This is a genomic window from Vibrio sp. MM46, assembly GCF_027587135.1.
GTDB lineage: Bacteria > Pseudomonadota > Gammaproteobacteria > Enterobacterales > Vibrionaceae > Vibrio > Vibrio harveyi.
The window spans coordinates 1-5,679 of the sequence record NZ_JAPPTO010000055.1 but is presented as its reverse complement, the minus strand read 5'-3'; the positions used below and the strand labels follow the sequence as shown (position 1 = coordinate 5,679).

The window sequence follows — 5,679 nt, the reverse complement described above, 5'->3', positions numbered from 1 at the left end:
TACGCTTTATGGAAAATGATACAAAAAGGACGTTATGAAGTTATCTGAGTTACAAAGTCATATAAAAGAATTCGATTATGCGCCAGAGCAATCTGAACACTATTTTTTAAAACTAATCGAAGAAGTTGGTGAATTATCGGAATCTATTCGCAAAGGTAAAAGTGGGCAACCAACGCTAGATGAACTTAAAGGTTCAATCGCAGAAGAGTTATATGACGTCTTGTATTATGTTTGTGCTTTAGCCAATATTCACGGTGTAAACCTTGAGAAAACGCATGAATTAAAAGAAGTTTTGAACAAGGTTAAGTACAACCGCTAGAACGCGTATAACAAATTGTTCAAGAGGGATTCAGCACGCGTGGCATTTTTACTAGGCGTTGGTTTTAGTGATTAAGGTGGTATGCGGTAGCGTCGGTGTTGCGTGCTTCACCCCTTAACAAGGCGTTAGGTGATTCATCAAAACTTAACCTTCGAACCTAAGTGTTTGTGGCTCGAAGGCAATTTGAAGCTATAGCTGACCTAGGTCGATTCTTTTTGCAATTTCCTTCATAGTGTCAATCATGCCATGTTCAAATAAGAGTGAATCTGTAAAGGTGTATGATTTGCAAACTCTTCTCCCCTCTGGGAATCTATCTAACGTTACAAAAGCATACCCACCACCGCCTTCGCCATCAGCATTGAAAGCACGCCCAAGTTTTAATCGTTCACCATCCACAAGTCCTTCATCGTTAAATTTTCCCTTGGGTAAGCCGCCTTGGGCTTCGGTTTTGAAAAACTTACCTTCTAGTGTGTCTAGGAACCATCGTAAACCGCGCTTGGGGAATTCGATTTGGTAATGCAGCCATTTGCTTTTTCCAGTTCGTTTGTTTGTGAAATATTGTGCATCCGCGAGGATGATGTGATCATCAATCAACAGAAAATAGAATGTATTGCCAATATCTATCGCGTCAGGCAAAGTCGCAACTAGGTTCGGATGCTTAGCGACAGTCAGTGGGTCTATTTCTTTAAATTTCTTCATTTGTTTTCTCCTTTCCCTATATTAATTCGCTTTATGGCTCCCGCTTTTTCTAACGTACCCAGTGTTTGCGGGTTTTTATCCCACGTAAAGGTTTCTGGAGGACCGTATTCCACGTCATCATCAATGTCACCATACGGTGTTGTTCCATATGTCACGTTAATGTCTTTGGTGACACCGTTACCAAGGAAATGTTCGTTTGCACCTAAACGTTGCTCAATTTGGTGTCGGATATCGAGAGTGTCAGTTTGGCTTGGAGTAAAGCCAAGTTCTTGGCAGTATTCGCTAAACTGTTTCTGTTTCTTAATATCAATGCCTTCTTCTTCAGCCGATATTTTGACTTGTTCATAATATCGACTGAACTCAGGTGTCATACATGGTGCAATCAAATCGAGGCTGCCCTCAAACTCACTGGATAATTCAGATTCAGTAAACCCACTCATTCTCTCGTAGGTGGGGATAAAGCTATACATATCGCCGATTTTATCGGCTTTTTGGTGGTCAATGAGCAATATGGTGTATTCACAATCGGGCTTATATTCAATCCCTACAGCATTGCAGATGGCTTCAGGGTCTGTGTCTCCATGCTCAGCTTGAGTAAATGTGGTTGTCCAATATCGTCTGGCCTTTCCCTCTGAGGGTGGTCCAATATAGCCCTTGTCCCCAGTCCAACCTGATTCGACCACTCGAAATAAGAAACGCTCATCCAAGCCCTTTGCAACCACTTCTCTTTTATCCGCAGTGGTGTAAGGTGAACCCGGTAATGCTGCACCACCTTCACGAGCGGCATCGACATAAGACTTGGCTTCCGCCAAGCGCTGCTTCGCTTCTTCATAAGTTTTGGGTGGTGGTTGTTTATCGGCTCGATATTTGTCACCGATTAAGACAGTGGGGTTGCCAATGACAATCTTGCCTCCGTGACTGGTTGAGTCTCCCATTCTTGCTGCGGGTTTACCGTTAATAAATACGGAGCCAGATCCTTGGCTTATGGAATCAGGGGGACCGACACAGATGAGGCGGTCGCCTTTACGAGCAACTGGCAGACCGCCAATTTTTACATTGGGTGAGCCAGCGACTACAGGGCCTCCCACATGCGGAACTTTAGCAGTAACCTTGGGACAGACGTGCATTGATGTTAATGTTGCAGCGGGTTTTCCCATGAAAACATCCTTTTTGTGGGTTAGGTTGCATATCTTAGCCCTTGTAAGGAAACTATCTTCTTTGGCTGGTGTAATATTTGGAAGCAAATCACCTAACAAACTGTTTAAGAGTGATTCGCAACGCGTGGCATTTTTACCATGCGTTGTATTTAGTGTTTAAGGTGGTAAGCGGGAGCTACTGTATTGCGTTGCTCACACCTTAACAGGGCGTTAGGCAAATAGAGATAAATTTAATTATGGAGTGGAAATGACAGTAGAATTACTAGATGAGTGGAAATATAAACTTTCTACAGTAAGAATAGAATCTCAAAAGTACTTAAAAGTTAGTTCATTTAAGAATTTGGCTCCCGGTGAAGCTACTCGAGCGGCATACTTCACCGAAATAGCGCCGGTTTTAAAGCAGTTAGGATTGTCGAATCCTCATGAAAAATCAGCTCTTACTTTGGAGCCAACTCATCCAGTTCTCAATAGCAACTTAGAAAAGGCGTTCAAAAGATTAAAACTCAACCCTTCTCATACTAAACTATTTAAAGATGCAAAGTTATCTCTAATTTCGTTGAAGATGCTTCGTTCTTATGCTCCGGATTCAGATGCCTCAAAGATGTTGAATGCAGGCATAGATAGTCCACTATACTTACTGGATCCGCTATATGGTTTCGTTTTTATCCCAGTGCAAGGTCGTATGAGCAACCATTGTTTTGCCATCGATTTATGGGGGGCACACCTCGAAAGTATGCCAAAGTTACTGTCTCAAAAGTTATGGAAAGACCGAGCAAATAGTATGCTTTCAGGTGGGGCGTCAGCGGGGCGCCTCTTATTTAAAGAATTATTACCAGAAGAAACAGACCCTTTAAAGCTCGCTAGTCCAGCGGAAATCATAATTGATTCCGAAGAAGAATTGGATGAGCTAGTTGAAAAATTACGCTCTTTAGCGCAGCGCATGCCAGAGGTGGATTTGTGGTTTAGAGGGCAAAGTAAAGATTATGTCACTCCAGACCGACTTGAGTTAGCTAAAGTCGGAATAGCCCCTTATTCTAATATTCAAGACTCTAATCTCACCCCATCGCTATATCGACATTATGATTCCTTTACAGACAATATTGATTATTTTGAAAAAATGACACTCGATTTAGCAGAGTGGGTTTTTCATGCAAAAAAAGTAACGGCATCAAATGAAATAAATGAACAGGCTCCATTAATAAATGGTGTGTCTTCTGTAACAAGTGAGGGTCTTAGATCGTACCAACATGGATTGGTTCTCCAGCAGTATGGTGCTCCTTCTGCATATTTAGATATTACCAAAGATCATAATATTGCAGCTTGGTTTGCTACTCACCGCTGTCAAAACAATGAACAAGGGAAAATGGAATTCACAGCGTATAACCCAAGTAACGAACAACCAGAAGATATGCGAACAATATTTGTTTTTCCATTAGTTAAAGGAGTCCACCCTTACTTGGACCTAAATTCAATTTTAAGTGAAAGTGAAGCATTGAGAGCAGTGAGGCAAAAATGTGGGTTACTTGGAGGGGCAGGGAATTTAGCCAGAAACTATTGTGCTAGATATCTAGGGCTCAAAATTAGATTGGGTTCCAATTTTCAGTTATCAAAGCCGTTACGCGCTAGTGACCTATTTCCACCTGAGTGCGAAGATAAAGTGTTAAAGATGCTGAAAGAAGAAGGGATGGATAATCAAGACCGTTTATTCCCAGTTTCAGAACTTGCCTAACAATCTGTTTAAGAGTGATTCGCAACGCGTGGCATTTTTACTATGCGTTGTGTTTGGTGTGTAAGGTGGTCTGCAGCTACTTCGGTATTGCGTTGCTCACACCTTAACAGGGCGTTAGAGCGCAGGAGAAGAATAATGAATATGACGGACATGATTGAATACATTTCATATCTTATCACCGGCATTATTATCGCTCCCTTTGGCTTTATGTTGTTCAAAGAATTTATCGGTAAAGATCGCAAGACGGTCACAGATGAAGTCAAATCTACGGTAGGAGACGAATCGAGAAAGTTTCTGGGAGGTAGATATGGTGATGCTGTGGTAGGTCAGTTTATCGAGTTTAAACTGATAATAGCGATAGGTTTGCCAGTAGTTCTCTTTCTAGGGATCTCTTCCTTGGTAAATTCTCTTTTGAAAGTTCTGTTCAACCTTTGAGTTGCGCTCTAACAAACTGTTCAAGAGGGATTCGCAACGCGTGGCATTTTCACTATGCGTTGGTTTTAGTGTTTAATTCGGTATGCGGGAACTTCGGTATTGCGTTACTCACCCCTTAACAGGGCGTTATGTGGTTGGAGAAAAATTATGAATCCATCAGCGGTTCTTGTTCATGTCCCAGATGTAGCGAAAGGTCTTGAATGGTACAAGAAAGCTTTTCCAGAAGCCGTTCCGGTTTATCATCCTGACTTTGACTTCACAGTGCTTGATATAAATGGTTTCTCACTAGAAATAGTCCAAGCAGACAAAAAGGTTGGTGCTGGTAAAAGTGGCACAGTTGTTTACTGGTCAGTAGATAACTTATGTGTTGCGCTGGCTCATTTTGAAGAACTCGGTGCGTGCCTTTATCGTGGACCAATGGAAATTGAAGATAGGCTTTCAATGTGCCAAGTTGAGGATCCATTTGGAAACTTAATAGGACTACGTGGGAAAACCACATAACAAATTGTTCAAGAGGGATTCGCAACGCGTGGCATTTTTACTATGCGTTAGTTTTAGTGTTTAAGGTGGTATGCGGCGGCTTTGGTATTGCGTTGCTCACCCCTTAACAAGGCGTTAGTTTTATGGAGGAAATATTGTGGAAATCTGGAAGTTATTGTTCTTTATACCTGCGTGCTTTGCACTCAATATGACTCCTGGTCCAAACAATCTATTGTCCATGAACAATGCTCGTTGTTACGGTTTTAAATCCGCTTTTATTGCTGGACTTGGTCGTATTGCTGCATTCGCTGTAATGATTGCCATGGCTGCTTCTGGCTTAGCAGTTGTTCTTTATGCTTCTGAGACTCTATTTCTAACAATTAAAATTGTGGGCGCGGCTTATTTGTTGTGGATTGCCTTTAATCTTTGGCGTTCAGAAGCAAGTCCAGTTTCTGAATTAGAAAATACTCGCAACCGATTAGGTTTAGCTAAACAAGAATTTTTGCTAGCCGCTGGTAATCCAAAGGCGATCTTAATCTTTACCGCCTTTCTACCACAGTTCGTCGATGTTTCAGCGAATGTAAATGAACAATTCTTCGCTCTAGGGGCTACGTTCCTAGTTTTAGAAATGGGTGCAATATCGATTTATGCGATATTTGGAATGTACTTAAGGCAGTGGTTTACGAAACCGAAAATGGCAAAGCGCTTCAATAGAGGTTGTGCAACTTTTTTGGCTATGTCTGGAGCAAGCTTGTTACTGAGTCGCCAGCAATAAAACTAACAAACTGTTCAAGAGGGATTCGCAACGCGTAGCATTTTTACTATGCGTCGGTTTTGGTGTTTAAGGTGGTATGCGGCGA

6 protein-coding genes and 1 pseudogene are annotated in these 5,679 nt (G+C 41.8%); 5 read left to right on the top strand and 2 right to left on the bottom strand.

The window, feature by feature from the left end; all coding sequences use genetic code 11:
- Positions 1-34: 34 nt before the first annotated feature.
- A complete protein-coding gene (locus OH459_RS27565; protein ID WP_017448465.1) occupies positions 35-319 on the top strand; it encodes a MazG nucleotide pyrophosphohydrolase domain-containing protein in 285 nt (94 codons plus the stop codon).
- A 189-nt stretch (positions 320-508) separates the two neighbouring features.
- Here the strand turns inward: OH459_RS27565 and OH459_RS27555 are convergent, their stop codons facing one another.
- Together OH459_RS27555 and OH459_RS28295 are read right to left on the bottom strand one after the other, a co-directional pair.
- Complete coding sequence (locus tag OH459_RS27555) at positions 509-1,018, bottom strand: hypothetical protein (protein WP_269989746.1); 510 nt, start codon at positions 1,016-1,018, stop codon at positions 509-511.
- An 872-nt stretch (positions 1,019-1,890) separates the two neighbouring features.
- Positions 1,891-2,175: pseudogene (locus OH459_RS28295) on the bottom strand (PAAR domain-containing protein); the annotation flags it as partial.
- 247 nt (positions 2,176-2,422) lie between these two features.
- On the opposite strand from OH459_RS28295, the gene OH459_RS27540 reads away from it, so the two are divergent.
- From OH459_RS27540 to OH459_RS27510, 4 genes are all read left to right on the top strand, one after another.
- Entirely contained in the window at positions 2,423-3,904 is a 1,482-nt protein-coding gene (locus OH459_RS27540; RefSeq protein WP_269989743.1) for an FRG domain-containing protein, read from the top strand.
- 135 nt (positions 3,905-4,039) lie between these two features.
- Positions 4,040-4,339, top strand: a complete 300-nt coding sequence (locus OH459_RS27530) for a hypothetical protein (RefSeq protein ID WP_269989739.1) — start codon at positions 4,040-4,042, stop codon at positions 4,337-4,339.
- 147 nt (positions 4,340-4,486) lie between these two features.
- Positions 4,487-4,840 carry a glyoxalase/bleomycin resistance/dioxygenase family protein gene (locus tag OH459_RS27520; RefSeq protein ID WP_269989738.1) on the top strand — a complete coding sequence of 118 codons (354 nt, stop codon included), beginning with the start codon at positions 4,487-4,489 and terminating at the stop codon, positions 4,838-4,840.
- A 136-nt stretch (positions 4,841-4,976) separates the two neighbouring features.
- On the top strand, positions 4,977-5,594 hold the full coding sequence (locus tag OH459_RS27510) for a LysE family translocator (RefSeq protein ID WP_269989737.1): 618 nt from the start codon (positions 4,977-4,979) through the stop codon (positions 5,592-5,594).
- Positions 5,595-5,679: the final 85 nt, after the last annotated feature.